The sequence below is a fragment of the Rhodoluna sp. genome (assembly GCF_024639375.1).
In the GTDB taxonomy this organism is placed as follows: Bacteria; Actinomycetota; Actinomycetes; order Actinomycetales; family Microbacteriaceae; genus Rhodoluna.
On the sequence record NZ_JAHEIM010000007.1, the window covers coordinates 26,185 to 51,663 of the forward strand.

Genomic DNA, 25,479 nt, shown 5'->3' on the forward strand with positions numbered 1-25,479 from the left:
CTTCGACATCGATTTTACGCTTACCTCCACAATACACCACTTTCATCCACAAATGGTCTATTTCTGGCTTAAATTTAGCCCCGGTGTGTCATATATGTCAATAAATACTTGGATTTTGCTAGGTGGAGCAAAAACCATCAGTTAAAGCAAAAAACCCACCCGAATGGGTGGGTTTTGCGAAAAAACTAGCCTTTATAGGCCCTGGCGGCGGTCCCAGCGTTCTTCAAAGAAGTTCTTTTTAGGGGCCTTTGGTGAAGAAGGCCTAGAAGTGGGGTTTTGTGGAGCCTTGCCGCCAACATTCGAGCTTGCCAACACCAGACCCGCCAGCATCACAACGAAGCCAATGACGCCAAAAATAACCAGCTGAATGGTCACGGCAACGATCAGTAGTGAAAGACCCACGATGGCAACCGCTGCACCGGCAACAATTTTGCGAGGAGAAAAACCACTTTGGCGATTTAGTTTGTTGGCCAGGTTGGCATCCGAGGCATAAAGTCCGCGCTCAAGTTCATCCAGCATTCGCTGTTCGTGCTCTGATAGCGCCATCATTACCCTCCGCTTGCGAAGTATCGTCTCAACAGTCTAAACACCGAGCCACGGTTAGGCTATTCCCGTGAGTGAAACCAAAGTGCTGCTGTCTCTTATCCAAGAGCACCTTGATTCTTTTCTTGCCCAGCGCCGGGATGACTTCGTAGCCATCTCCCCCGATCTTTCAACGGTGGTCAGCTATAGCCACGACCTGCTGCAAGGTGGCAAGCGTTTTCGAGCCCTGTTCTGCTACTGGGCTTGGGCCGGAGCCCTTGGCAATGCCGACATAAAACAAAATGAAGCGCAGCGCGCTCAATCGGCCGAAGCCATTGTGGGCATCACCGCCGCACTCGAAATGTTCCACGGTGCCGCATTGGTGCACGATGACCTGCTCGACCAATCAGATACCCGCCGCGGTGCGCCAGCAGTGCATAAGCGCTTTGAGCGCCTGCACCAGGAATCAAACTGGAGCGGTAGCCACGAACGCTTTGGTGTTGCCGGTTCCGTTTTGGTCGGCGATCTAATGCTCGGTTGGAGCAGCGAGATTTTCGGCAACGCACTCCTGAAATCACCAGACACTTCAATCGAGACCGCTTGCCGTGAAGAATTCAGCAAAATGCGAGTTGAAGTAATGGCTGGTCAATATCTTGATGTGGTCGAAGAAAACGCCGCCATGACAAGACCGGCCGACGAAGCCGTTGGTCGCGCCAACCGCGTAATTCTTTATAAGACAGCTAAGTACACGCTTGAAGCCCCGATGCTTATCGGTGCAGCTTTCGCCGGAGCATCGCCATCATTGCTTCGCGGTCTTTCGGCATTTGCAATTCCACTTGGCATGGCTTTTCAGTTGCGCGACGACATCCTGGGTGTATTTGGCGACCCGCAGGTTACCGGCAAGCCTGCTGGCGATGACCTGCGCGAAGGAAAGCGAACCGTATTGGTGGCGCTCACTCGCGAATCGCTGAGCACTTCGGTTGGTCGAATTTTTGATGAGATGTTATGCCAGCGCAACCTAGATCAAGAGCAAATTACTTTCTTACAGCAAACCATTGTTGGTTCGGGTGCCTTGGCCAAGACTGAAAGAATGATTGAAGAACTTGGCGATGAAAGTTTGAACGCACTTGAATCGCTTGAGATAGATCAACGCGCTAAGGATGAACTGCGCGCATTGGCGCTAAAGGTTATTGACCGCGAAAGCTAAATCGCCAGTGACATGGCAAGGCGACGTACCGCAGACTTGTGGCCCTTTAGCAAAAATTCAATTGGCGTGCCCGGCAATGAGTCGTCAAAGGTATAAAGCCATTCGATGGCGGCATCCAGAGTAAAGCCAGAATCGAGCAACACCACGATGGTGCCCGGCAAGCTCGGCAGAGTCTCGCCATCTTCGATTAACTCGGCTGGAACCTTGAGCACACCGTCACGCTTAACGGCAACCAGGGCATGTTCTTCAATGAGTCGGCGAACCTTGCCAAGAGGAATGCCGAGGATGTCGGCTACTTCTGGAACGGTTAGCCATTGGGACACACTGGCAAAAGGATCAATCACAAGACAAGATTGCCACACCAAGCGGGTTCAGGGGTAACCCAGTTTCAAGTGCGATGATATTGCTTGGTCTTGAGACACCCACACTTTGAGCGAAAGGCTGGTCTATGTCTGAACTAGCCGGTCGGCTGATTGCCTCTAGATACCAAATCGAATCAGTGGTTGCTCGCGGTGGCATGGCAACGGTTTATCTTGCCGAAGACCAGCGACTCGATCGCAAAGTTGCCCTAAAAGTCATTCACCCGCACCTTGCCAGCGATGCGTCGTTCCGTGAAAAATTTATTCGCGAAGCAAAAATGGCAGCCAAACTTTCGCACCCAAACCTGGTCAACGTTTTTGATCAAGGTGAAGATGGCGAAGTTGCTTACCTAGCAATGGAATATGTTCCTGGCATCACAATGCGCGATGCTCTAAAAGACTTTGGCGCTCTAGACGCAAAGCGCGCGCTTGATCTTTTTGAACCAATGCTCAGCGGCTTAGCTGCAGCACACCGAGCTGGCGTTTTGCACCGTGACCTGAAACCAGAAAATATTCTGTTGGCCAACGACGGCCGCATCAAGCTTGGCGACTTTGGCTTGGCGCGCGACATTGCCAACAACACATCCACCGGTTCGCTGGTTGGCACAGTCGCCTATCTCTCCCCTGAGTTGGTGACCCGTGGCGTTGCCGATGCGCGCAGCGATGTTTACGCCGCCGGCATCATCCTCTTTGAATTGCTTACCGGGCGTCAGCCATACCAAGGTGAGCAAGCAGTGCAAATTGCATATCAGCACGCTAACGAAAACGTTCCTGCGCCGTCGAGTTTTAAGTCAGACATTCCACCAATCATGGATGAACTAGTGCTTTGGGCAACGGCGCGCGATGCAGCGCACCGCCCACACGATGCGGCCGAATTGCTCGAAGTTGTGCAACTCGCTCGCAAAGAGCTCGGCAACAAGAATGCAACGTTGTCGCTAACCGTAATTGATCAGAGCAAAACTACCGTGATGCCAAATGCAGATTTCGGTGACCAAACGGCTGTGTTGGAATCATTCCAACTTGATGACAATGCCACTCAGGTGCTGGGTGCTCTATCAACTACACAGCACCACGCCACCGAAGTAATCGGTTCAAATGATAGCTTTGAAGTTGAACCCACCGCTTTAGAAAAACTTGGTTCGCGTCGCCGTGGCCTAAACCTTTTGATCACCACTCTGCTGGTTGTGCTTCTAGGTGCTGGTGCAGGTTGGTGGTTTAGCAGCGGCCCTGGCGGTTTCGCGGCAGTGCCAGACCTAACCAGCCGCACTGTTGACGATGCGCAAACTGCACTTGCCGAAATCAATGCGGGCGTTGTGATTGTTGAAGAAACCAGCGCCACGGTAACCAAGGGTCTGGTCATTCGAACCGAACCGGCAAAGGGATCGCTGTTTTTTGGCGGCGATATCAAACTGGTTGTTTCGAGCGGGCCAAAGTTAGTTGCTGTGCCTAAGCTCACCGGCAAGAACCTTGCCGAGGCAACCACCGCGTTGCTATCCGCGGGTTTTCAACTTGGCAAAGTTGATTCTTGGTTCAATGCCGCACCACTCGGCCAGGTCTTTGATTACCTAGGTGCCGATGGCGCTGCAATTCCGCAGGGTTCAACAGTTGACCTTCAGCTTTCACTCGGATCAATTCCTGTGGTTGCCGGCATCGATCAGGCAGTTGCCATCGCGGCACTCGAGGCGGCCGGGCTAAAGGTTGCAAATGTCTCGCAGGAATTTAGCGACACAATTGCGGGCGGCCAAGTGATTAGTGTGATGCCACTTACCGAACCAATCGGCAAAGACGGCGAAGTAACGCTTGTGGTTTCGAAGGGACCGAACATCGTGATTATGCCTCGCGTTGTTGGCGAGACAATCCTTGCGGCAAAATCAATTCTTGAAACCATGGGTTTGCGAGTTACGGTTGACACCAATCAGGTGCAGAGCCGTTGGGGCATCGCCAAGGTGAAATCAACCACTGCCGCCGAAGGCACTCAGTTGCGATTTGGTGACAACGTCACCATCATCTCTCGTTAGCGCTTAGCGAGTTCTTCAGCAACCAGGAACGCAAGCTCCAAAGACTGCATGTGGTTCAAGCGTGGGTCGCAAACAGATTCGTAGCGTTCTTCAAGGGCAGCTTCGTCAATCAGGTCTGATCCACCAAGACACTCAGCAACATCATCACCAGTAAGTTCCACGTGAACTCCACCAGGGAATGTTCCAGCAGCCTTGTGCACCTCGAAGAAGCCAGCAACTTCGTCCATTACGTCATCGAAACGACGTGACTTGTAACCGTTCTTGGTGGTGATTCCGTTTCCGTGCATTGGGTCGGTAATCCAAAGTGGGTTTGCATCTGAATCACGAACTGCTTCAACAAGCTTTGGCAACTCTTCGCGAATCTTGCCGGCGCCCATGCGAGTGATGAAAGTCAAACGACCTGGCTCGCGGTTTGGGTCAAGCTTTTCGATTAGTTCAATTACATCTTCAACTTGAGTGGTTGGGCCAAGCTTTACACCGATTGGGTTGCGAACACGAGATAGGTAATCAACGTGTGCGTGATCCATCTGACGAGTGCGCTCACCAATCCAAATGAAGTGACCAGAAGTCATGTATGGGTTGCCGGTACGTGAATCGATACGAGTAAGTGGGCGCTCGTAATCCATCAATAGACCCTCGTGGCTTACATAGAACTCAGTGGTGCGAAGTTCGTTGAAGTCTGCGCCGCACGCATCCATAAAGCGAACCGCACGGTCAATTTCTTGCGCCAAAGATAAGTAGCGAGAGTTGGCAGGGTTGTCGGCGAAGCCCTTGTTCCATTCGTGTACCGAACGCAGGTCGGCAAAGCCACCTTGGGTGAAAGCGCGAATCAAGTTCAGAGTTGAAGCCGAAGTGTTGTATGCCTTAAGCATGCGCTTTGGGTCTGGTGTGCGAGCTTCAGCCGTGAAGTCATAACCGTTTACAATGTCGCCGCGGTACGCCGGCAAAGTTACATCGCCACGAGTTTCGCTGTCGCTTGAACGAGGCTTGGCAAACTGACCGGCCATGCGACCCATCTTGATTACCGGCATCGATGCGCCGTAAGTCAAGACCACTGCCATCTGCAGCAAAGTCTTTACGCGGTTGCGAATTCGGTCTGCAGTTGCATCGGCAAAAGTCTCCGCGCAGTCACCGCCCTGCAACAAGAACGCTTTGCCCGAAGCAGCTGCGGCCAAACGGCTGCGCAAAATGTCTACTTCACCGGCAAAAACCAAAGGTGGGTAAGTTGCTAGCTCGGCGCGAACATTGGCAACCTCGCCAGCGTCAGGCCAAGTTGGCTGCTGCTTTGCAGGAAGATTTAAATAGTTCTCAAGTCCGGCTAGAACCGCTGGACTTGCCGCAACTACTGGATCATTCATTTGCTACTTCCCTATTACCTAGCGAGCCTGGCTCGTTTTTCTTTTACCGATGACGCGTAGGCATCAACGTATTCTTGACCGCTGAGCTTTAGCAACTCGTACATGATTTCGTCGGTGACTGCGCGCAACACAATGCGGTCACCTTCCATGCCGTCAAATCTTGAGAAATCTAGCGGTTTGCCAACCACAATGCCAATTCGGCGAATGCGTGGCAGGCGCTTGCCAATCGGCTGAACCTTTTCGGTGTCAATCATTGCCACCGGCACAACCGGCACTTTTGCCTCCAGCACCATGCGAGCAATTCCAGTGCGTCCGCGGTAGAGGCGGCCATCCGGGCTGCGAGTGCCTTCTGGGTAGATGCCCAACACCTGCCCCTGAGCCAATACACCCAAACCGGTATTCAAAGATGCCTCGGATGCCTTACCGCCCGAGCGGTCGATTGGCAGCTGACCGGTTGACTTGAAGAACCAACGAGTTAGGGCGCCTTTGATGCCCTTGCCGGTGAAGTACTCACTCTTGGCCAAAAACACCACCGGGCGCTTGGTCTGCAACGGCAAAAAGATTGAATCAGAGAAAGAAAGGTGGTTGCTGGCCAGAATTACTGCGCCAGTGCTAGGGATGTTTTCCATGCCGCGCACCCAAGGGCGAAACAACACGCGCAAAAGAGGGCCGAGAAGAAAGGTCTTCAAAATGAAATACGCCATGAAGTGCCTCCCTCCGTTGAAAAACCTTGAAGGTTCAGTTTATCTTGACCCAAGAGAGGTTCGTGCGAGATCGGCGGCACCCACCACTCCGGCATCGTTTACGAATTCAGCAGCCACAATCTTCAATTCCGGGCGGAATCCTCTTGCCGGCAGGTGGTCAAGGTAGGCCTTGCGCATTGGTTCAAGCAACAAATCGCCGGCTGCGCTCACACCACCACCAATCACTACGATTTCTGGGTCAAGCACCGCAGAAAGCGAGGCAATCGCGGTGCCCACGTATTCACCCAGTTCAGCCAAGATGCGCAATGCACCGGCATCGCGTTCAAGAATTGCTTGATAAACCTCTTGGCCCGAAAGCTCACCGCCCGCGGCAGTCTGCAGTTCTAACAACCGCTGACCAGCCGGCCCACCAGAACCCGCCAACTTTCGAGCAGCCTTCAGCAAAGCACTGCCAGAGCCGTACTGCTCGATGCAGCCGCGTTGACCGCAGCCACAGAGGCGGCCATCCGGAACAATTCGAAGGTGACCCAATTCACCGGCAACTCCAAAACCGCCTCGCAACATGCGGCCGTCTACGATGATTGCTCCACCGACGCCAGTTCCCAGGGTGAGCATCACCATGTGCTGGTAGTTCTTTCCCGCTCCATAGCGGTATTCGGCCCAGCCCGCCGCGTTGGCATCGTTTTCGATAATCACCGGAATTGAGACAAGTTCTTCTAAACGTGCTTTGAAAGGCTCATTTCGCCAATTAATGTTTGGCGCATAAATGATATTGGCCTGTTTGGCATCAATAAACCCGGCGGCCGCAACTCCGGCACCTAATACGTCTTCGCCTTCGGCCAGCTCGTTAATTAGGCCGGCTACGGCAGCAACCATGGCCTTGGCATCTTGTGCCGGCGATGGCACTCGCGACTCTTTCAGAATCTTGCCGTCTTGATCAACCAGTGCGCCAGCAATTTTGGTGCCACCGATGTCGATGCCGATCGCTTTCACGATTCCCCAAACTTTTGTTGATGTCAGCCGCCAAATAGCGTTTCGTAAAGTTTACTCTGCCCCAAAACAGAGCCAAAAGCCCAACCTGAATCGAATGCAAACAGTAGAGTTGTCCAAAAGTATTCAGCGTTGAAGGGGGCTCCATGCGTAGTTATGACGCACCGGCACTTGTGGTTTCCGATCCTTCTGAAAACACCACGGATTTGCTAGAGCAGCGCTACGCAAAAAGCCCAAGCCACCCACTCTTCTCGCTTGAAAAAACCGAAGGCGTTTGGACAGACGTCACAACCGCCGACTTCTACAATGAAGTAATTTTGCTGGCCAAGGGCCTGATTGCGTTTGGCATTCAGCCGGGTCAAGCCATCGCCATCATGAGTCGCACCCGCTACGAATGGGTGCTGCTGGACTTTGCCATTTGGTATGCCGGTGCGGTGTCGGTTCCAATTTATGAATCATCGGCGCCAAGTCAAATGGAATGGATTCTGAGCGACTCGGACTCGGTTGCATTATTTGTTGAAAATAAAGAACACCTTTCACGCTTTGAAGAAATCAAGGTTGGTGTTCCACTTTGTCGCCAGGTTTGGAACATCAGCGGCAGCGCGCTTGAAGGTCTCAAGAAACTCGGCAAAGATATTTCTGATGAGGTTTTGCAACAACGTCGCAAGTCAGCAAAACTTGCCGACCTTGCCACAATCATTTACACCTCTGGCACCACTGGTCGACCAAAAGGTTGTGAGCTCACTCACCGCGGCTTTGTTGAACTAAGCCGCAACGCAACCTTGGAGTTGCCTACAGTGGTCAACGACACAGCCAGCACATTGATGTTCTTGCCATTGGCTCACGTGTTCGCACGTTTCATCTCGGTCATTTGCATTCACGGTGGAGTCAAAGTTGGCCACCAACCTGACACCAAAAATGTTGCTCCGGCAATGCAAAGTTTTAAACCAACATTCTTATTGGCCGTGCCGCGAGTATTCGAAAAGGTTTACAACTCTGCCGAACAAAAAGCTACAGCCGGTGGCAAAGAAAAGATCTTCCACAAAGCGGCTTATACGGCAATTGCATATTCAAAGGCTTTGGATACCGCCGGTGGCCCTTCGATTGGTCTAAAACTGCAACACAAACTATTTGATGTTTTGGTTTACAAAAAATTGCGCGCTGCAATGGGTGGCCGAGTGAAGTTTGCCGTTTCTGGTGGTGCACCGCTAGGCCCTCGCTTGGGTCACTTCTATCGCGCAATTGGCTTGATCGTGCTTGAAGGCTATGGGCTGACCGAGACCACTGCCCCGGCAACAATCGGTCGACCTGACAATCTAAAGATTGGCAAGGTTGGTCGCGCGTTGCCTGGCACTGGAATCAAGATTGCCGACGACGGTGAAATTTGGTTGCGCGGATTCAACATTCTGCGTTCTTATTGGCGAAACCCTGAGGCTACCAAAGCGGCATTCGATGGTGACTGGTTCAAAACTGGTGACATCGGCAACCTAGACGAGGATGGCTTCCTTTCAATTACAGGTCGCAAGAAAGAACTCATTGTCACCGCTGGCGGAAAGAACGTTGTTCCAGCCGCTCTCGAAGATCCACTTCGCGCTAACCCTCTTATTGGACAAGCGATTGTGATTGGAGACCAAATGCCTTTTGTGTCGGCCCTGATTTCGTTGGACTCTGAGATGTTGCCACTTTGGCTATCAAATAACGGCCAAAAGAATGCAATCTCAATCGCCGAGGCTGCCAAGCTTCCGGAGGTCTTGACTGAAGTTCAAAAAGCCATCGATCGCGTGAATAAAAACTTCTCAAAGGCTGAGTCGATTAGAAAATTCGTAATTCTGCCCCAGGAACTTACCGAAGAGTCTGGCCACCTAACACCGTCTCTCAAGTTGAAGCGTGAAATTGTGATGCGAGATTTTGCACCGGCCATTGATGAGATTTATCAGACTGTGCCAAAGACTGGCGAAAACGGAACCGTTTAGTTTTACTTCATAAACCAGTCGGTGGCGCGCAAGTTTTTCATTGCTGCTTTGCGTTCATCATCTTCCAGTCGATCTAAATAGACCAAACCATCCAGATGGTCACACTCGTGCTGCAACGCCTGTGCCATGAGGCCTTCGCCCGAAACCTTAATCGGGTTGCCCTCTAGATCAATTCCTTCAACTGTGGCACGTTCAAAACGCGGTGTTTTGTGCCAAAGCCCGGGCACTGAAAGACAACCCTCATCAACAAGAATCTTTTCACCGGCTAGTTCGGTGAGCTTTGGATTAATTACGTAGCCCACGTTTCCGTTGATGTTGTAACTGAAGGCACGAAGATTGACACCGATTTGTGGAGCTGCGACACCGGCCCGACCAGGCAATTTTGTGGTGTCAATTAGGTCGCCGATCAAAGCATGCACTTTGTCGTCAATAGTTTTTACTTCATCAGAAACAGTTTTTAGAACTGGGTCGCCAAAAAGACGAATTTCACGAACCGACAATTGAGATTAAACCGGGTTGTTTAGGCCATCAACAACTAGTGCAGCAAGTTCACGAGCAGCCTCGCGAGTTGCCTTCTTCAAGTCCTTGAATTTAATAACCGAACCAGCAGCCAAGGCTGGGTCATAAGGAATTCGAACCACGTGACGAACGCGAGTCTTGAAGTGCTGTTCAATTTCATCCAGCTTCACCAACTGTGTTGCCTGAGTTGCAGTGTTCAAAGCAACTACTGAGTTGCGCACTAGATCGCCGTAGCCGTTGGCTTCAAGCCAGGTAAGGGTTTCAGAAGCCAAACGAGCTTCGTCAACCGAACCTCCAGAAACAATTACCAAACCATTTGCACGCTGCAGGGTAGGTCGCATAACCGAGTGCACAATGCCGGTACCGCAGTCGGTCAAGACGATTGAGTAATAACGGGCAGCCATGTCTGCAACCACGTTGTAGTCGCCCTCGTCAAATGCTTCCGAAAGCATTGGGTCTGAGTCAGATGCAAGAACATCCAAGCGAGTCACGTCTCGTGAAACCATGGTTGAGAAGTCAGTGAAACCATCAATTGCAGCAGCGCGGTTTACAACATCGCGAACCGTGAAGCGAGTTGATTTGCTCACACGCTCAGCCAATGTTCCGCGGTCTGGGTTTGCGTCGATTGCAATCACTCGGTCTTCGCGAGACAAAGCCAAGGCCATACCCAAAAGGGTGCTGACGGTGGTCTTGCCCACGCCACCCTTTCGAGTTAGAACCGGAACAAATTTTGCGCCGCCCTCGAGAGCCGCACCAATGCGTGCATCGATTGCCTTGCGCTCGCGCACAGCAAGAGAGTCACCAAGGTTGATGGTCTTCAGAGTCAAGAAATAGATGAAGCGACGAATGCCAGATTCTGGGGCTGGGCGGTTGCGAGCACTAACGTCTAGCAAGCGATCTGCGGTAAGCATTGCCGCCGGTTCAGGTTGGTTGAAAACTTCGCCACGAAGGCTGTCACGGCGCGAATAGTTAGTGCGGCGAATCGGGCCGGTGTCAGCTTTATCCAAATCGCGGTTCACGATTGGCTCTTCGGTGACAATTTCAATCGAAGAGGTGCTCGGGGTTACATCGATGAAACCAGCGTCTACAGCAACTTCGGCAAGCGAGTGAGACTTCTCCTCGGCAACCGCAGGGCGAGGAGCCAAGAAATCGCCGTCTTCTGGTTTTTTACCCCAAATAGCCATTTACCGCTCCTCAAAAATCAAGCGCCCGGTTTGGGCACGAGACCCAAGTTTAGCCCAATAGGCGGTTTTATTCGCCTTCGACTACAAGGATGAGGTCTCCCGCATCCACAGCCTGGGTCTTTGCAATGGCTAGACGGCGCACCACGCCTGCAATGCTGGCAGTAATAGTGGCTTCCATCTTCATTGCTTCGATGGTTGCCACTGGCTGCCCAACCTCTACGTGGGTGCCTTCAACAATCGCCAAAGTGACCACACCGGCAAATGGTGCCGCCACGTGACCTAGGTTCTTGCTGTCAGCCTTTTCAGCCTGAACGGTGTCAACGGCAATCTTGCGATCACGCACGTTGATTGGACGCAGCTGGCCATTCAAAGTTGCCATAACGGTTCTGAATCCCTTGGCATCAGGTGTACCAATTGCCTCTAGCCCAACGTAAAGCTGAACACCCTTGGCAATTTCAACAACGTGCTCTTTGCCTTGCTCTAGGCCATAGAGGTAATCAACGGTGTCAACCTGATCAAGGTTGCCAAATTCTTCGCGAGCTTTTTCAAACTCGGCGGTAGGCGCCGGAAATAGCAATCGGTTCAGAGTTGCGCGACGAACTGAGCTGTCTTTACCCGAAAGCGCAGCAAGGTCTTCTTCGCTAACCGGAGTGATTCCAAACTTCAGGTTCTTGCCCTGCAGCACGTTGGTGCGGAATGGCTCTGGCCAACCACCAGGAAGATCGCCAAGTTCACCAGCCATAAAACCAACTACAGAATCTGGCACGTCATAGTTTTGTGGGTTAGCCGCAAAGTCAGCAGGGTCAGCATTTACCGCAACTAGGTGCAATGCCAAGTCGCCAACAACTTTGGATGACGGTGTCACCTTGGTTGGGCGACCCAAAATTTCGTTGGCAGCGGCATACATGTTTTCAACTTTTTCAAAGTGGTCGCCAAGGCCAAGCGCAATTGCCTGCTGACGAAGGTTTGAAAGTTGACCACCAGGAATTTCGTGAGTGTAAACGCGACCGGTTGGGCCAGGCAAGCCCGACTCGAATGGGGCGTAAACATTGCGCACGGCTTCCCAGTAAGGCTCAAGTTCAGTCACCGATGAAAGCGCAATTCCGCTGTCTTTATCGGTGTGTGCCAAAGCTGCAACCAATGCTGACGCAGATGGCTGGCTAGTGGTGCCGGCCATTGGTGCACTGGCAACATCCACGGCGTCTACGCCCGCGTTAATCGCAGACATCAAAGTTGCCAACTGACCACCCGCGGTGTCGTGAGTGTGCAGGTGCACAGGCAAATCAAAACGTGCGCGCAAAGCAGTCACCAGTTTTTCGGCTGCTGCTGGGCGTAGCAATCCGGCCATGTCTTTAATCGCAATGATGTGCGCACCGGCAGCAACAATTTGATCGGCTAGACCTAGGTAGTAATCCAAGGTGTAAAGCTTCTCATTTGGGTCAAGCAAGTCAGCGGTGTAGCAAAGGGCTACTTCGGCAACCGCAGTGCCAGTCTTTAGCACGGCATCAATTGCTGGCTTCATCTGGTCAATGTCGTTTAGCGCATCAAAAATTCTGAAGATGTCAACGCCGGTTGCAGCTGCTTCGGCAACGAATGCCTCGGTCACTTCAACTGGGTACGGGGTGTAGCCCACGGTGTTGCGGCCACGTAGCAACATTTGAATGCAGAGGTTTGGCATGGTGGCACGAAGTGCAGCCAAGCGAGCCCATGGGTCTTCACCCAAGAAACGCAATGCAACGTCATAGGTTGCGCCACCCCAGGCCTCAACCGAAAGCAACTGAGGAGTCAGGCGTGAAACATATGGTGCAACCTGAACCAGGTCACGGCCACGAACGCGAGTTGCCAACAATGACTGGTGTGCGTCACGGAAGGTGGTGTCGGTAATTGCCACGTTCTTCTGTTCGCGCAGAGCCTTAGCAAAACCAGCTGGGCCAAGTTCTTGCAAACGCTGGCGTGAACCGGCAGGTGCTGGCTTAGTCAAATCAACCTTTGGCAACTTTGTAGTTGGCGAGAAGTGACCGGCGCGTGGACCATTTGGCTGGTTCACGGTTACATCGGCCAACCAAGACAAAATCTTGGTACCGCGGTCTTGCGAAGCCTTAGCCAAGAAAAGCTCTGGGTGCTCATCGATGAATGACGTGCTTAGGTCGCCAGTTTCAAAAATTGGGTCGGCAAGCACAGCCTGCAAAAACGCAATGTTGGTAGAAACACCGCGGATGCGGAACTCTGCCAAAGCGCGCTTAGCGCGAGTTACTGCTGCTGGAAAATCGCGACCGGTTGCAATCAACTTTACCAGCATCGAGTCAAAGTGCGGGCTTACTTCTGCACCGGTTGAAACGGTTCCGCCATCGAGGCGAATGCCGGCACCACCTGGTGAACGGTAAGTAGTGATCTTTCCTGTGTCAGGTCTAAAGTTCGCTGCAGGGTCTTCGGTGGTGATGCGGCACTGCACAGCAAAACCGTGCATCTGAATCTTGTCTTGAGTCAGGCCTAGGTCAACGAGCGACTCCCCTGATGCAATTCGCATCTGTGACTGCACAAGGTCAACATCGGTGATCTCTTCAGAAACGGTGTGCTCAACCTGAATGCGCGGGTTCATTTCAATAAACACGTGCTTGCCGGCATTGGCACCAACGGTGTCAATCAAGAACTCAACGGTTCCAGCATTTTGGTAACCAATTTGCTTGGCGAATGAAACTGCGTCGCGATAAAGAGTCTGGCGAAGTTCTTCATCGATCAAAGGTGCCGGAGCAATTTCGACAACCTTCTGGTTGCGTCGCTGAATCGAACAGTCGCGCTCAAACAGGTGAACTACGTTGCCCTGAGTGTCAGCCAAGATTTGAACTTCGATGTGGCGCGGGCGAATAACTGCCTGCTCAAGAAATACGCGAGCGTCGCCAAAGGCGCTTTCGGCTTCGCGCGAGGCTTCAATCAGCGCAGCGCGAAGGTCTTCCTGCTTGGCAACACGACGCATGCCGCGACCGCCACCACCGGCAACAGCCTTTACGAAGATTGGAAAACCGATTTCTTCTGCCTGAGACAAAAGCTCGTCAACGTTTGCCGATGAAGGCGAAGATTTCAACACTGGAACACCGGCGCGAATCGCAGCCTCTTTGGCAACCACTTTGTTGCCGGCCATCTCGAGCACATCCGAAGCTGGGCCAATAAAGGTAATGCCGTTGGCCTTGGCAGCCTCGGCTAGTTCTGGGTTTTCAGACAAGAAACCATAGCCAGGGTAAATGGCGTCGGCGCCTGATTCTTTAGCCACTCGGATGATTTCGGCCACATCTAAGTAGGCGCGAACCGGGTGACCGATGGTGCCAATCTGATAAGCCTCATCAGCCTTTAGCCGGTGAGTCGAGTTGCGGTCCTCATAAGGAAAAACAGCGACAGTCTTGGCGCCTAGCTCATAAGCTGCGCGAAATGCGCGTACGGCAATCTCGCCTCGGTTGGCGACAAGAATCTTCTTGAACATTGGCTCCTCAAGCGGCGTTTAGCGAACATGGTTTCATGGCGCACTGAATAAAAAGGTAGCCTATTTCTGTGCATGTTCTGAGCGTCAGCTCCCTAAAGGGAGGCGTAGGCAAAACCACGGTAGCCCTTGGTCTTGCTTCTGCTGCCTTTGCGCGTGGGCTCAGAACCCTAGTCGTCGACCTGGATCCGCAGTGTGATGCTTCAACCGGTCTCGGCGCCATCGGAGAATTCAAAGAAACCGTTGCCGATGTTCTTCTAAATCCCCGGCACAACATTGTGCATAGAGCAATCGTAGCCAGCAGTTGGGGCAAAGTTCAGTCTGGACACATAGATGTAATGTTGGGCAGCCCAAAGGCGCTCAATTTTGACACCCCAAACCCAACCCTTCGCGATGTTTGGAAGCTAGAAGAGGCCCTAAGCCGCGTCGAAAAAGACTATGACCTAGTCATTATTGACACCCCGCCATCGATAAATGGCCTCACCCGCACCGCTTGGGTTGCCAGCGACCGCGTGCTAATCGTTTCAGAACCGGCCATCTTCTCGGTGGTTGCTGCCGAGCGAGCCATGCGCGCCATCGAAGAACTGCGCCGTGCCCTCACTCCAAGACTTCAGGCCCTTGGAGTAGTGATCAACCGCTACCGTCCCCAATCTAAAGAGCACGAATTCCGCGCCAATGAATTGCACGAGATGTTTGGCGAGCAGGTTCTGCACGTTCGCCTCGAAGAACGCGCAACCATGCAGCAGGCGCAAGGTGCCGCCCGCCCAATTCACACCTGGCCCGGCGACAGCGCCGCCGAGATTGCCGGCATTTTCGATGAAATTTTGGCAGCAGCCTTAGCTTCTTTTGTTGAGCACGTGGGCAAGCGAGCCGCTAAGAGTGAAAAACGATTTGCTCGCCTGAGCCGCATCATGCGCGGTCAGAACCTAGACACAGTGCTTGAAATCGAAGCGCTTGAGCAAAAACTTGAAGAGCCGGCCGATATTTTTGAAGCTTTGGATGTTAGCGAAGACTCTCAGCCAACGGAGATTGCTGAATCAGCGACCGAATCTGAGCCAATTGAGGCAGAAGAAAAAACTAACGAAGCCTAAACAGCTTTTTTGTTGTGACGGCGAGCTGCAAGCTCATCCAAGTCATCAATGTGGTTTTCTTTCATGTTCACCAGGCTGGCTTCAACTTCTCGAAGCACACGGCCAACTGCGATGCCAAAGACACCCTGACCGCGACCCAGCAAGTCCATGACTTCATCCTGAGTCGTGCACAGGTAAACGCGAGCGCCATCTGACATCAAAGTGATCGCTGCAAGGTCGTTGATTCCAGCGGCACGCAACTGCTCAACGGCGATGCGAATTTGCTGAAGTGAAACTCCGGTGTCAAGCAAACGCTTGACCAGTTTTAGAACCAAAATGTCGCGAAATGCGTAAAGTCGCTGAGAACCTGAACCTGCTGCACCACGAACACTTGGCTGAACCAAGCCGGTGCGGTCCCAGTAATCAAGCTGGCGGTAGCTAATGCCACAGGCTGCAGCTGCAGAAGTGCCTCGATAGCCAACTTTTGGGTCGCTCGAAGGCAGCCCGTCGGTGAACAACATGTTCTGTGAGTAGTCCACTGGATTGCCAGTAATTAGCTCGTCCACTGCGACTCCTCTCCAGTCTTGTAACGTTCAACCTCAGGTTTAATTGTTGCCCCGAGTTGGCACTATGCCCAGTTAATTTTGCCTAACGGCGTGTCGCCAGTGTTGGCGCCAAATTTAGCCGTCGATTTTAGAAATAACCGAGCGAATTAATTCAGTGCGAATTGCAGAGAATTGATTCTCGATTTCTGCCGCGTAATGGGCAGCACGTGAACGACTTGCAGTGTCATTTTTGCCAAGCACCGGCGCCACTACGCCCTCAATAATGCCAATTTCACGCTCGGCCGAAGCCTTGATTCCACGCAGGTGACGAGGCTGAATGCCAAATCGCTGAAGGTGCACAATAGCTCGAGCAATCTCTAGGGCCGAAGCATCGAAAGGCTCTTCGGTTAGCAGCGACACATCCTGAGCCTCAGCAATTAGCTGATCGGTAATTGCGGTCTCAGCAATCAATTCAATTCGAGTCAGCTTTTTGCCTCGAGCCTGGCGCAGGTGCTGAGTATTAACAGTTCCGCCTGGCAGGCTCGGCTGCTTGCCTTCATCTAGGTCAGCCAAATAACTACGGATGACTTTTAGTGGCAAATACTGATCGCGCTGCAATTCCAAAATAATTTGAATTCGCTCGATGTCTAGCTCGGTAAATTTGCGATAGCCCGATGCGGTGCGCTGCGGTGTGACTAAACCCTGCTCTTCAAGAAAGCGAAGTTTTGATGGACTCAGGTCAGGAAATTTTTGACTCAGCACATCGAGAACCTGCCCGATGGTAAATAGTTTTACTTGCCTCGCTGCGAACAGTTTGGCTGGTGCTGCTTGTGCCATTACTCGCCCTTAGCCAAATCATGTTTTGAGGCATAGAAAGTCATTCGAAACTTTCCTACCTGAACTTCAGAACCATTTTCAAGGGTTGCACCGTCGATGCGAGACCCGTTGAAGTAGGTGCCGTTGAGTGAAGCCAAATCTTTTACTTCAAAACTTTTGCCGGCACGCAAAAACTCTGCGTGGCGACGAGAAACAGTTACGTCGTCGAGAAAAATATCTGCATTTGGGTGACGACCAACTGTGGTCACGTCTTGGTCAAGCAAAAAACGAGAACCTTGGTTTGGTCCGCGTTGAACAATTAGCAGAGCTGAACCCGATGGCAACGCGTCGATTGCCGCTTGCTCGTCATTGTCTAAATGCGGGCCAGATTCAGCCAGCAAATCTTGGTTAAAGCGCAGCGTCGATTCAACCTCATCGGCTGATCCCCCGAAACCTAACTCTGCGTTATTCATCATCCCCATGACTCCTTTGGCACTAGCCTAGCGGGATTTAATTGGGTCATTTTTCACGACGTCGCGCACTTGGCGTAGGTAAATAAAACCCGACAACCAATAGAGTCCGGTGCCCCAAAGTGCAAACGCCCAAGCCAACGGCAAAATAATAAATTCAGCGCCGGTCCAAATTTTTGCCATCAACAAAAGCGGGAACGCGTATAACAACGCAAAGGTTCCGGTCTTACCCAAGAAGTGAACTGGCAGCGGCCCGTATCCATGAGTTGCCAAGATTGGGTAGCTAACCATCAAAATCAAATCGCGCGAAATGATGATGAGCGCAAGCCAAAGTGGAATGTGCCCGGCCAAGGTGAGGCCAATCAAAGTGGCAAAAATGTAAAGGCGATCTGCTGCTGGGTCGAGCAATTGCCCAAGGCGCGTGAACTGATTTAAGCGTCGTGCAAAAAACCCATCTAAGTAATCAGTGATGCTCGCAAAAGCCAAAACCAAAATTGCCAGCAAGTCTTGGTGCACCAAAAGTAAAATCAAAAACACTGGCACTAGAGCTAAGCGAATCATGCTCAAAATATTTGGCAGCGTTAAGAACTGCTCTTTCAAGCTCAGTACCGGTTGATCCGCCATGTTAGCTGCGCTTACGTTTCTCGCGAACTCGCATGCCAACTTCGATTGGTGTGCCTTCGAATCCATAGGTTTCACGCAGGCGACGCTGAATAAAGCGGCGGTAACCCGGGTCAAGGAAGCCAGTGGTAAACAAAACAAACTTTGGCGGGCGGCTGCCAGCTTGGGTCGCAAACAAAATCCGAGGCTGCTTGCCGCCGCGAACTGGGTGCGGGGTTTCCATAGTCAGCTCTTGAATAAAAGCGTTTAGCTTGCCAGTTGGAATGCGCTGATCCCAAGAGTCGAGTGCAATTTCAAGGGCCGGAACAAGCTTCTCGAGGTGTCGACCAGTCTTTGCAGAAATGTTAACGCGAGGAGCCCAATCAACGTGCGCCAAGTCTTGTTCGATTTCTCGCTCAAGGTAACGGCGACGTTCGTCGTCAAGTTCGTCCCACTTGTTGAAAGCAAGCACGAGTGCACGTCCTGACTCGAGCGCCATGTCAACGATGCGAATATCCGCTTCACTGATTGGTTGCGTCACATCAAAAAGCACAACTGCAACTTCGGCGCGTTCTAGCGCAGCAGCAGTGCGAAGCGATGCGTAGAAATCTGCGCCCTGGGCCAAGTGAAGTCGACGGCGAATACCAGCGGTGTCAACAAATCGCCAAGCTTTGCCGCCCAACTCAACTTGCTCATCGATTGGGTCACGAGTTGTGCCGGCAAGGTCATTTACAACTGCACGTTCGCTGCCAACCGCTTTGTTTAGAAGCGATGACTTGCCAACGTTTGGTCGACCAATAAGAGCTACTCGACGTGGGCCGCCGATTTCTTCTTTGGCTACTGCTGAAATTTTTGGCAATACCTTCATTGCTGCATCAAGCAGGTCTGCGACACCACGACCGTGAACTGCAGAAACCGGGTATGGCTCGCCTAAACCAAGCGACCAAAGATTTGCCGCTTCTGGCTCTTGACGAACGTCATCAATTTTGTTGGCCACCAAAATAACTGGCTTGCCAGAACCGCGAAGCATCTTTACTACGCGCTCGTCGGTGCTGGTAGCCCCAACCATTGCGTCAACCACAAACAAAACAGCATCAGCAAGTTCAACCGCAATCTCAGCTTGAAGCGCCACTGACTTGTCAATGCCTCGTGCATCCGGTTCCCAACCGCCAGTATCAACCAAAGTGAATTTACGTTCGTTCCACTCGGCTTTATAAGAAACACGGTCGCGAGTGACTCCAGGCTTATCTTCAACCACAGCTTCGCGGCGACCAAGAATTCGGTTAACCAATGCCGATTTGCCAACGTTTGGTCGACCAACAATTGCCAATACCGGAAGCGCTGGAAGGAATACTGGGCCATCGTGGAATTCTTCGGCGCCATCGATGACATCGAAGTCTTCTGGGTCTAGGTCATAGTCTTCTAGGCCCGAACGCAAAACGCGAGCACGGTTGTCTTCTTCGTCAGTGCTCATCGAGCGCAAACGTTCTACGAATTCCGGATCCACCGGCTCTTCGTTGAAGTCTTCTTCATTAATCATTTGAGTCCTTAGAACTCCCCTGCTCAATCAAACCAATAACGGTCTGAACCGTTTGTTCGAAGTTGAGATCAGAAGAATCCACGAGTTGGACACCAGGAGCTGGTGTCATAAAGTCAACGACTTTTGAGTCGCTGGCGTCACGTTCTAATACTTGACGCGCGACGGTTGCAGAATTAGCTCCAAGGAGTTCGGCGGACCGTCGTTCAAGTCTAACGGCTTCGCGCGCAGTTAGCAGTATGCGAATTTTTGCATCCGGGGCTACAACGGTTGTGATGTCACGGCCTTCAACCACCACCGCTTCAAATGGGGCTTCGTCGACAATTTGACGAGTTTTAGCCTTCATAAATGCACGCACAGCCGGAATGCTGGCCACTTTGCTCACCGATTCGGCGATTTTGCCCTCACGAATTGCGTCAGTGACGTCGGTTTCACCCACCGAAACCCAGTAGTCGGCAGGGTTAGTTGAAATTGAATAATCGAAATTCTGGGCAAAACCTGGGTCGGCAAGGTTATCCGCGGATAATTTTGGGTCATTCATGCTTGCCCAAGCCAGCGCACGATAGGCAGCGCCAGTGTCTAAATAGCCGAACCCCAACCTGCGGGCCACTTCTTTGCTAACACTTGATTTGCCTGAACCTGCCGGGCCATCAATGGCAACGATGAATGGGATCATCCAGCGATTCGCCATCCTCGGGCAACCAGGTCATCAATCAACTTTTGCTCGGCCTCTGGCACAACATAAAGTTCAACAAGGCCAATCTGCGCGCTTGGCGAGTGCTCGAGCTTGAGCTCTTCAAGGTTCACGCCAATTTGCCCAACCTCGGTGAGCAAACGAGCCAATTCACCCGGCTTGTCATCGATCATCACAACAATTTGCGAGTACTCGGTGTGCTTGGTGCCGTGTTTGCCCGGGATGCGCTCGACGCCGAGGTTGCCAGTTTCAAGCACCTTCACAATTTGAGCCGATGCCGTTTGGGCCGAACCAGATTCGATTGCCGCAACCAAAGAATGTAAATCGACTTCAAAAGCCTTGAGTACAGCCAACACCTCGGATGAGTTGGCTTCAAGAATTTGCAACCAAAGGTTTGGGTCGCTGGCGGCAATTCTGGTGGTGTCGCGAAGGCCTTGGCCGGCGAGAGCGATATCCGAAGGTCGGGCAGCAACCAAGCGAGCAGCCAAAAGGCTTGAAACCAATTGCGGGACATGCGACACCAACGCAACTGCTCGGTCGTGTTCGCTCGCCTCAACCGCTACGGTTGCGGCACCTACTGCCTGAGCCAGCGATTCGACAAGTTTTGTTGCCTCGGGTGTTGTTTTCGATGTTGAGCAAATCACCCAAGGGCGACCCACAAAAAGATCGGCACGGCCTGCAATAGCTCCGCCGCGTTCGCGGCCAGCCATTGGGTGCGAACCAACATAACGAGAAAGGTCGGCGCCGAGTTCTGCAAGATCTTCTAGCACACTGTTTTTTACACTTGCCACATCGGTCACCACGGCGCTTGGAAAGGCCACTAATTCTGCAGCAACAATTTGTGCGGTCTTTGCCGGCGGAACGCAAACCACAACCAGATTCGGGTTGTCGCTTTCTGCTGCCGCGCGACCGGCACCATATTCAATAGCCAGGTCAATGCTCTTCTGCGAGTGCGAAGTCAGCACAACATCGACACCCAATTTAGACAGAGCAAGACCCAGGCTGGTGCCCAATAGGCCCGCCCCCACGATCCTTACTGTGCCTAGGTTGGTTGTCACTGCGCGATGTCCAACCTAAGTGCAGTCGCTCCGCGAAGGTAAACGTGCTTGATTTCAGCACGACTCTTTTCAAGGTCAGCATTGATCATGATTCGAATAGTTCGCGGCAGCGCGTGCTTTACATTCATTTCGACGAAACACATCAGCGGAACATCGCCCAGGCCAAGCTCACGCGCGGCAATTGCTGGGAACTCACTGGTGATATCCGGAGTGGCGGTAAAAAGAATTGAAATCAGTTGACCATTTTCAATGTCGTTGGCGTGCAACGTTTTGGTCAACAGTTCTGCGGTTGACTTCAAAAGGTGCTCACGCTCGTCAACATCAAGTTGAATGGCTCCACGAATTGCGCGAATAGCCATGGTTACCGCCTCTTCTGGTTGGCTGCCGCCTGCTTGTCACGTGGACGCGGGGCTCGCTCAACCTTTCCTTCGGCGGCCTTTAGCAGCGCACCGACCTCTATTTTACTTAGTTCGCGAATGCGACCCTCTTTGAGCGGGCCGAGTTGAATTGGGCCAAATGAGCGGCGAACCAAACCGACCACTGGGTGCCCCACGAATTCAAACATTCTTCGAACAATGCGGTTGCGGCCTGAGTGCAGTTGCACTTCAACCAAACTCTCCCCCGGTTGAAAGTCAATGATGTGGGCTTTGTCGGCCTTGATCATTCCGTCTTCAAGTTCGAAACCAGAGAGCAATTTGTGGATGATGGCCGGAGTCACGATGCCCTCAACTCGGGCAACGTAAGTCTTAGGCACACCAAACTTTGGGTGAGCCAGTTTGTGCGCAAGTTCGCCATCGTTGGTCATGATGATGAGCCCGGTGGTTTCAGAGTCGAGGCGACCCACGTTGAAAACGCGGTCATAGCCAACTACAAATTGACTCAAGTCTGGACGACCGTTTTCGTCTGCCATCGAACTAACCACGCCGGCTGGCTTGTTCAACGCTAGGTACACGCGTGAGTTATCCAACTGAATCGGGGTGCCACCAACAGTGACTTTGTCGACCTCAGGATTAATTCGCGTGCCGAGTTCGGTGACAACCTTGCCGTTAACTTTGACACGGCCGTTGGTGATGTAGTCCTCGCACACGCGGCGCGATGCTACGCCAGCTGCTGCCATAACTTTCTGGAGTCTTACGCCCTCCGGCGCCTCGCTAGAGTTCGGCATCGAAGTTGCTAGTAGCGTCAGGCAAGAACGGGCTAATCAATGGAAGCTCATCAAGGGAATTGATTCCCAAAACTTCGAGCAGCAGTTCGGTAGTTCCATAGTTGATTGCACCAGTTTCTGAATCGGTATAAAGCTCTGAGATAAGTCCGCGGCTAAGCAGAGTGCGAACTACTGAGTCAACGTTTACCGCACGAATCGAAGCAATTTGTCCGCGTGAAATTGGTTGCTTATAAGCAATCACGGCCAAAGTTTCGAGCGCGGCTTGACTCAATTTGGTTGGGTTTTCGTTGGCAATAAACATGCGCACAGCCCAGTCAAAATCTTGGCGAACATAAATTCTCCAACCGCCGCCCACTTCGCGAAGTTCAAATCCGCGGATGGGCTGCTCGCCCTCGCCGTCGTAATCTGATTTTAGAGAAAGCACCGCATCGCGCACCTCGTTCACCGGGTTATCCAGTGCAGTTGCAATGGCAACCAAAGAAAGCGGCACATCGGTGACCATCAAGATGGCCTCGATTGCGCTTCGCAGATTGTCAGCGTTGATGTGGGCAATTTCTTGCTCAACTTCAACTGGTGATTGATCAAGAGTCATAGTCAGCTCCAAGCGTTGCTAGTTTTTCATCGTCAAAATTTTCGGCTCGCCAAGCAAGTTTCAAATCACCAAGCGGTGATTCCTGCTCGAAACTAATTGCCGACAAGCGGTAAAGCTCAAGCACAGCCAAGAAGCGCGCAACCACAACGGCACGGTCTTTTACCGAACCAATTAGATCTCTAAAACTCAGGCTGACTGCCTTGCGCAGCATGCTGACTACCTCTGCGGCCTGTTCTCGAATGCTTATGCGTGGTGCGTGCAAGTGAGTGAGGCCAACCGAAGGAATCTCGCGAGGAGTCATGGTCTCTTGAGCCAGACGGCCAAATTCCTCGAGCGACATCGACCAAACCAGTTCAGGCTTTTGTTTTCTGAATCGCTCTTCGATGCGCACTTCACGCGATACTCGCATCGCTTCGAGTGTGATTGCAGTGCTGAACCAGCTAGAAATTTCCTTGAAGGCTCGATATTGCAACAAGCGAGCAAACAAAAGGTCGCGCGCTTCAAGTAGAGCGACGTCTTCGGCGTCGACCACTTCGCCCTTTGGCAGCAAGCCAGCAATCTTTAGGTCTAGCAGGGTTGCTGCAATTACTAGAAATTCACTTGCCTGGTCAAGCTCTTCGGCTTCATCCAAAGTTTTTAGATATGAAATGAACTCGTCGGTGACTTTGCTCAATGAGATTTCAGTGATATTCATCTCGTGCTTCGAGATGAGTGAGAGCAAAAGGTCAAACGGGCCATCAAAATTGCCAAGGCTAACTGCGAAGCCTGAGCCCTTCTCGGTGCCGTCAAACAACTCGTCTTTAAGGGGCGCAGCCACGAGAAACCAATTCTCTTGCTACGGTGCGGTAAGCCTCTGCAGCTTCTGAATCTGGGGCAAACGCAGTGATTGGTGATTGAGCCACGGTTGCGTCTGGAAATTTAACGGTTCGGTTGATCACGCTGCGGAAAACTTTCTGACCGAATGCTTCGTGCAAACGGCCAAGAACTTCTCGCGAGTGAAGAGTGCGGGCATCCACCATGGTTGCCAAAATTCCATCGAGCTGAAGAGCCGGGTTGAGCCCCTCTTTAACCTTCGAAATGATGTCTTCCAAAATTGCCACACCGCGCAAAGCAAAGAACTCTGTTGCCAGCGGAATGATGACGCCGTGTGCAGCAGTAAGTGCATTCACAGTTAGCAAACCAAGTGAAGGTTGGCAGTCAATCACGATCAGGTCGTAGTCATCAACCACTTGCTTCAAAATCTTGGCAAGAATTTGCTCACGAGCAATTTCGTTCACCAATTTCATTTCGGCTGCCGAAAGCTCAATGTTGGCTGGAATCACATCTAGGTTCGCAACCGAAGTTTTTTGAATAGCGTCTTTAGGGTTGATCTTGCGATCAAGCATTAGGTCATAAATTGTCAACGCATCGTGTGCGTTGACACCTAGACCGGCCGAAAGTGCTCCCTGCGGGTCAAAGTCAATAAGCAAAACCTTGCGGCCATATTCAGCCAAAGCGGCCGACATGTTGATTGAGGTTGTGGTCTTGCCAACGCCACCTTTTTGGTTGCACATCGCAATAATGCGGGCTGGGCCATGTGTGGCAAGTGGTTTTGGCTTGGCGAAACGGTTATCCGGCGCCTTTGCTTCCTTGGCCATGATTCCTCCCGAAATTCCGCACTGGTTATGGGCTCTAGCCTACCGCCGACTGGCCCCTGCCAAATTCGCTATCGACGGGCCCGCGGATGCGCTGTGGCGTAGATTTCACGCAATCGATCCACGGTAACCAGGGTATAAATCTGAGTGGTAGCCACCGACGAGTGACCCAGAAGCTCTTGAACCACACGCACATCTGCCCCACCCTCTAGCAGGTGGGTGGCAAATGAGTGGCGCAGGGTGTGCGGACTAACTTCAACTCCGAGCTCGGCAACCTTGGCGGCATCGTGAATAATTTGCCAAGCGCTTTGGCGACTCAATCGGGTGCCTCTTTGATTCAAAAACAGGGCCGGCGTTCCTCGGCCATTGGCGACTAATCCGGGTCTGGTGCGAACCAGGTAGGCCTGAAGTGCACGCTGGGCAAAACCGCCAACTGGCACAACTCGCTCTTTCGAGCCTTTTCCAAAAAGGCGAACCAAGGTTGGATCGATTAGGTCATCGAGATCAAGAGCAGTGATTTCACTGATTCGAGCGCCGGTTGCATAAAGCAGTTCCAAAATTGCTCGGTCGCGAACCCTCACCGGGTCGGCGGCCATATCTTGCTCATTGTTTGGGTCAGGGCCAGCTGCGGCTAGCAGGCGTTCAACCTGGTCGATTGTGATGGCTTTAGGTAAATTTCGCGGAGTCTTTGGTGGCTTCACTGCAGCCGCCGGGTCATTGATGGTTAGTCCCTCTAGCAACCAGAACTTATGCAATCCACGAACCGCGGCCAATACCCGGGCAACCGAACTGGCCACCAAGCCCGATTTCAAATTTAGCGATTCGGCAAAATCCACGATATCTAAGTCGCTGATCGCATCCGCAGATTGGATGCCTTTTTGCTCGAGGAAAGTTTGATAACGCGCGAGGTCGGCTCGATAAGCCTTCAGCGTGTTTTCGGCAACGCCGCGTTCAATTGCAAGATGTCGGATGTAGCGCTCGACCATCGACTG

Annotated in this window: 24 protein-coding genes and 1 pseudogene; 4 read left to right on the forward strand and 21 right to left on the reverse strand. The window is 52.2% G+C overall.

The genetic code is table 11. From position 1 onward, the window contains the following. Nucleotides 1–192: 192 nt before the first annotated feature. Complete coding sequence (locus Q0L28_RS03315) at nucleotides 193–549, reverse strand: DUF3040 domain-containing protein (RefSeq protein WP_296631573.1); 357 nt, start codon at nucleotides 547–549, stop codon at nucleotides 193–195. A gap of 64 nt (nucleotides 550–613) precedes the next feature. Between Q0L28_RS03315 and Q0L28_RS03320 the strand changes: the two genes are divergently transcribed. Next, nucleotides 614–1,729, forward strand: coding sequence for a polyprenyl synthetase family protein (locus Q0L28_RS03320; protein ID WP_296631576.1), 1,116 nt, complete (start codon nucleotides 614–616; stop codon nucleotides 1,727–1,729). Here Q0L28_RS03320 and Q0L28_RS03325 read toward each other — a convergent pair. Continuing rightward, entirely contained in the window at nucleotides 1,726–2,073 is a 348-nt protein-coding gene (locus Q0L28_RS03325) for an Rv2175c family DNA-binding protein (RefSeq protein ID WP_296631579.1), read from the reverse strand. The two genes, Q0L28_RS03320 and Q0L28_RS03325, sit on opposite strands and share 4 nt — an antisense overlap. 104 nt (nucleotides 2,074–2,177) lie before the next feature. On the opposite strand from Q0L28_RS03325, the gene pknB reads away from it, so the two are divergent. Next, a complete protein-coding gene (pknB, locus tag Q0L28_RS03330; RefSeq protein WP_296631582.1) occupies nucleotides 2,178–4,106 on the forward strand; it encodes a Stk1 family PASTA domain-containing Ser/Thr kinase in 1,929 nt (642 codons plus the stop codon). On the opposite strand, the gene Q0L28_RS03335 is transcribed toward pknB, so the two are convergent. From Q0L28_RS03335 to Q0L28_RS03345, 3 genes are read right to left on the reverse strand one after another with little or no spacing between them, the layout of a single operon-like run. After that, on the reverse strand, nucleotides 4,103–5,464 hold the full coding sequence (locus tag Q0L28_RS03335) for a class II 3-deoxy-7-phosphoheptulonate synthase (RefSeq protein ID WP_296631584.1): 1,362 nt from the start codon (nucleotides 5,462–5,464) through the stop codon (nucleotides 4,103–4,105). The genes pknB and Q0L28_RS03335 overlap by 4 nt on opposite strands. 14 nt (nucleotides 5,465–5,478) lie before the next feature. Next, on the reverse strand, nucleotides 5,479–6,168 hold the full coding sequence (locus Q0L28_RS03340; protein ID WP_366843465.1) for a lysophospholipid acyltransferase family protein: 690 nt from the start codon (nucleotides 6,166–6,168) through the stop codon (nucleotides 5,479–5,481). A gap of 39 nt (nucleotides 6,169–6,207) precedes the next feature. Next, nucleotides 6,208–7,161 (reverse strand): ROK family glucokinase, encoded by a 954-nt coding sequence (locus Q0L28_RS03345; protein ID WP_296631592.1) that lies wholly within the window; start codon nucleotides 7,159–7,161, stop codon nucleotides 6,208–6,210. A gap of 143 nt (nucleotides 7,162–7,304) precedes the next feature. Between Q0L28_RS03345 and Q0L28_RS03350 the strand changes: the two genes are divergently transcribed. Next, nucleotides 7,305–9,131, forward strand: coding sequence for a long-chain fatty acid--CoA ligase (locus Q0L28_RS03350; protein WP_296631595.1), 1,827 nt, complete (start codon nucleotides 7,305–7,307; stop codon nucleotides 9,129–9,131). A gap of 2 nt (nucleotides 9,132–9,133) precedes the next feature. On the opposite strand, the gene def is transcribed toward Q0L28_RS03350, so the two are convergent. From def to Q0L28_RS03365, 3 genes are all read right to left on the reverse strand, one after another. Then, entirely contained in the window at nucleotides 9,134–9,631 is a 498-nt protein-coding gene (gene def / locus Q0L28_RS03355) for a peptide deformylase (RefSeq protein ID WP_296631596.1), read from the reverse strand. A gap of 6 nt (nucleotides 9,632–9,637) precedes the next feature. Then, a complete protein-coding gene (locus tag Q0L28_RS03360) occupies nucleotides 9,638–10,834 on the reverse strand; it encodes a MinD/ParA family protein (RefSeq protein ID WP_296631599.1) in 1,197 nt (398 codons plus the stop codon). 67 nt (nucleotides 10,835–10,901) lie between these two features. Beyond that, nucleotides 10,902–14,309, reverse strand: coding sequence for a pyruvate carboxylase (locus tag Q0L28_RS03365; protein ID WP_296631602.1), 3,408 nt, complete (start codon nucleotides 14,307–14,309; stop codon nucleotides 10,902–10,904). Between the two features lie 68 nt (nucleotides 14,310–14,377). On the opposite strand from Q0L28_RS03365, the pseudogene Q0L28_RS03370 reads away from it, so the two are divergent. Then, a pseudogene (locus Q0L28_RS03370) lies at nucleotides 14,378–15,133 on the forward strand (ParA family protein); the annotation flags it as partial. A gap of 260 nt (nucleotides 15,134–15,393) precedes the next feature. On the opposite strand, the gene Q0L28_RS03375 reads toward Q0L28_RS03370, so the two are convergent. The 13 genes from Q0L28_RS03375 to xerD form a co-directional block, all read right to left on the reverse strand. Continuing rightward, nucleotides 15,394–15,897 (reverse strand): MerR family transcriptional regulator, encoded by a 504-nt coding sequence (locus Q0L28_RS03375; RefSeq protein WP_296631658.1) that lies wholly within the window; start codon nucleotides 15,895–15,897, stop codon nucleotides 15,394–15,396. A 159-nt stretch (nucleotides 15,898–16,056) separates the two neighbouring features. Next, nucleotides 16,057–16,758, reverse strand: coding sequence for a MerR family transcriptional regulator (locus Q0L28_RS03380; protein ID WP_296631604.1), 702 nt, complete (start codon nucleotides 16,756–16,758; stop codon nucleotides 16,057–16,059). Then, nucleotides 16,758–17,213 carry an FHA domain-containing protein gene (locus Q0L28_RS03385; protein ID WP_296631607.1) on the reverse strand — a complete coding sequence of 152 codons (456 nt, stop codon included), beginning with the start codon at nucleotides 17,211–17,213 and terminating at the stop codon, nucleotides 16,758–16,760. Before Q0L28_RS03385 ends, Q0L28_RS03380 begins: the two co-directional genes overlap by 1 nt. A 24-nt stretch (nucleotides 17,214–17,237) precedes the next feature. Beyond that, nucleotides 17,238–17,831, reverse strand: coding sequence for a CDP-alcohol phosphatidyltransferase family protein (locus tag Q0L28_RS03390; protein ID WP_296631610.1), 594 nt, complete (start codon nucleotides 17,829–17,831; stop codon nucleotides 17,238–17,240). Between the two features lies 1 nt (nucleotide 17,832). Continuing rightward, complete coding sequence (gene der, locus Q0L28_RS03395) at nucleotides 17,833–19,281, reverse strand: ribosome biogenesis GTPase Der (protein WP_296631659.1); 1,449 nt, start codon at nucleotides 19,279–19,281, stop codon at nucleotides 17,833–17,835. Nucleotides 19,282–19,339: 58 nt separating this feature from the next. Beyond that, a complete protein-coding gene (gene cmk / locus Q0L28_RS03400; RefSeq protein ID WP_296631613.1) occupies nucleotides 19,340–20,020 on the reverse strand; it encodes a (d)CMP kinase in 681 nt (226 codons plus the stop codon). Further along, nucleotides 20,017–21,096: a prephenate dehydrogenase gene (locus Q0L28_RS03405; protein WP_296631615.1), complete on the reverse strand. Its 1,080-nt coding sequence runs from the start codon at nucleotides 21,094–21,096 to the stop codon at nucleotides 20,017–20,019. The genes cmk and Q0L28_RS03405 overlap by 4 nt, the downstream gene beginning before the upstream one ends. Continuing rightward, a complete protein-coding gene (gene aroH / locus Q0L28_RS03410; RefSeq protein ID WP_296631618.1) occupies nucleotides 21,093–21,455 on the reverse strand; it encodes a chorismate mutase in 363 nt (120 codons plus the stop codon). The genes Q0L28_RS03405 and aroH overlap by 4 nt, the downstream gene beginning before the upstream one ends. A 2-nt stretch (nucleotides 21,456–21,457) precedes the next feature. After that, nucleotides 21,458–22,261 carry a pseudouridine synthase gene (locus tag Q0L28_RS03415; RefSeq protein ID WP_296631621.1) on the reverse strand — a complete coding sequence of 268 codons (804 nt, stop codon included), beginning with the start codon at nucleotides 22,259–22,261 and terminating at the stop codon, nucleotides 21,458–21,460. Further along, nucleotides 22,248–22,853 (reverse strand): SMC-Scp complex subunit ScpB, encoded by a 606-nt coding sequence (gene scpB, locus Q0L28_RS03420; RefSeq protein WP_296631624.1) that lies wholly within the window; start codon nucleotides 22,851–22,853, stop codon nucleotides 22,248–22,250. The genes Q0L28_RS03415 and scpB overlap by 14 nt, the downstream gene beginning before the upstream one ends. Further along, nucleotides 22,843–23,670, reverse strand: a complete 828-nt coding sequence (locus Q0L28_RS03425) for a ScpA family protein (protein WP_296631627.1) — start codon at nucleotides 23,668–23,670, stop codon at nucleotides 22,843–22,845. Before Q0L28_RS03425 ends, scpB begins: the two co-directional genes overlap by 11 nt. Beyond that, nucleotides 23,654–24,490, reverse strand: a complete 837-nt coding sequence (locus Q0L28_RS03430; RefSeq protein ID WP_296631631.1) for a ParA family protein — start codon at nucleotides 24,488–24,490, stop codon at nucleotides 23,654–23,656. Before Q0L28_RS03430 ends, Q0L28_RS03425 begins: the two co-directional genes overlap by 17 nt. 68 nt (nucleotides 24,491–24,558) lie before the next feature. Further along, nucleotides 24,559–25,473 carry a site-specific tyrosine recombinase XerD gene (xerD, locus tag Q0L28_RS03435; RefSeq protein ID WP_296631663.1) on the reverse strand — a complete coding sequence of 305 codons (915 nt, stop codon included), beginning with the start codon at nucleotides 25,471–25,473 and terminating at the stop codon, nucleotides 24,559–24,561. Between the last annotated feature and the right edge of the window lie 6 nt (nucleotides 25,474–25,479).

Excerpts from the sequence above, each read along its gene's own strand:
- Q0L28_RS03315 (WP_296631573.1), bottom strand. The coding sequence starts at position 549 with ATGATGGCGCTATCAGAGCACGAACAGCGAATGCTGGATGAACTTGAG.
- pknB (WP_296631582.1), top strand. The coding sequence starts at position 2,178 with ATGTCTGAACTAGCCGGTCGGCTGATTGCCTCTAGATACCAAATCGAA.
- Q0L28_RS03335 (WP_296631584.1), bottom strand. The coding sequence starts at position 5,464 with ATGAATGATCCAGTAGTTGCGGCAAGTCCAGCGGTTCTAGCCGGACTT.
- Q0L28_RS03340 (WP_366843465.1), bottom strand. The coding sequence starts at position 6,168 with ATGGCGTATTTCATTTTGAAGACCTTTCTTCTCGGCCCTCTTTTGCGC.
- Q0L28_RS03350 (WP_296631595.1), top strand. The coding sequence starts at position 7,305 with ATGCGTAGTTATGACGCACCGGCACTTGTGGTTTCCGATCCTTCTGAA.
- Q0L28_RS03360 (WP_296631599.1), bottom strand. The coding sequence starts at position 10,834 with ATGGCTATTTGGGGTAAAAAACCAGAAGACGGCGATTTCTTGGCTCCT.
- Q0L28_RS03365 (WP_296631602.1), bottom strand. The coding sequence starts at position 14,309 with ATGTTCAAGAAGATTCTTGTCGCCAACCGAGGCGAGATTGCCGTACGC.
- Q0L28_RS03375 (WP_296631658.1), bottom strand. The coding sequence starts at position 15,897 with ATGTTGTTCACCGACGGGCTGCCTTCGAGCGACCCAAAAGTTGGCTAT.
- Q0L28_RS03380 (WP_296631604.1), bottom strand. The coding sequence starts at position 16,758 with ATGGCACAAGCAGCACCAGCCAAACTGTTCGCAGCGAGGCAAGTAAAA.
- Q0L28_RS03385 (WP_296631607.1), bottom strand. The coding sequence starts at position 17,213 with ATGATGAATAACGCAGAGTTAGGTTTCGGGGGATCAGCCGATGAGGTT.
- Q0L28_RS03390 (WP_296631610.1), bottom strand. The coding sequence starts at position 17,831 with ATGGCGGATCAACCGGTACTGAGCTTGAAAGAGCAGTTCTTAACGCTG.
- der (WP_296631659.1), bottom strand. The coding sequence starts at position 19,281 with ATGAGCACTGACGAAGAAGACAACCGTGCTCGCGTTTTGCGTTCGGGC.
- cmk (WP_296631613.1), bottom strand. The coding sequence starts at position 20,020 with ATGATCCCATTCATCGTTGCCATTGATGGCCCGGCAGGTTCAGGCAAA.
- aroH (WP_296631618.1), bottom strand. The coding sequence starts at position 21,455 with ATGGCTATTCGCGCAATTCGTGGAGCCATTCAACTTGATGTTGACGAG.
- Q0L28_RS03415 (WP_296631621.1), bottom strand. The coding sequence starts at position 22,261 with ATGCCGAACTCTAGCGAGGCGCCGGAGGGCGTAAGACTCCAGAAAGTT.
- scpB (WP_296631624.1), bottom strand. The coding sequence starts at position 22,853 with ATGACTCTTGATCAATCACCAGTTGAAGTTGAGCAAGAAATTGCCCAC.
- Q0L28_RS03430 (WP_296631631.1), bottom strand. The coding sequence starts at position 24,490 with ATGGCCAAGGAAGCAAAGGCGCCGGATAACCGTTTCGCCAAGCCAAAA.
- xerD (WP_296631663.1), bottom strand. The coding sequence starts at position 25,473 with ATGGTCGAGCGCTACATCCGACATCTTGCAATTGAACGCGGCGTTGCC.